This is a genomic window from Seonamhaeicola marinus, assembly GCF_008085455.1.
Genome location: NZ_VSDQ01000790.1, coordinates 1 through 416 on the forward strand (window position 1 = coordinate 1; position 416 = coordinate 416).

At 36.3% G+C, this 416-nt stretch carries 1 protein-coding gene; it reads right to left on the reverse strand.

Annotated features, from left to right (window positions below):
• On the reverse strand, nucleotides 1-416 hold a 416-nt coding region (locus tag FUA24_RS23550; protein WP_148545775.1), incomplete at both ends, for a DUF4437 domain-containing protein.

A 416-nucleotide genomic window follows, 5' to 3' on the forward strand; every position in this document is an offset into this window, starting at 1 on the left:
ACCAGAAATAACCACAGCTCTAAAATTTGGACTTAAGTTTTTAATTTTACCCTTGAAACCAGCTGGTAATTTTATTAACGAGGCACGCAGTTGATTTTTTTCGTGACTTCCCCATAAAAAAGCAGTTTCTACATTACTTTTTTCTGAAACCCATTCAATATCATTAGCGTTTAACCAAACTAAATTGGTTTTATCTACATTCACTGGTTTTTCACCATTATCAAACGCTTCCGATGTTGGTTTTACTAAATATGGGCCTTCTTGAATATCTAAAAACGCCATATTATCTTCAGCATCTGCAGCTGTAATATGTGCTTCGCCAGCAGGTTGCTGCCAGTACGATCCGGCTGGTAACCATTGTTTTTCGGCATTTTCATCATCATTATGTAACAATCCTTTTATTACCACACCACGAT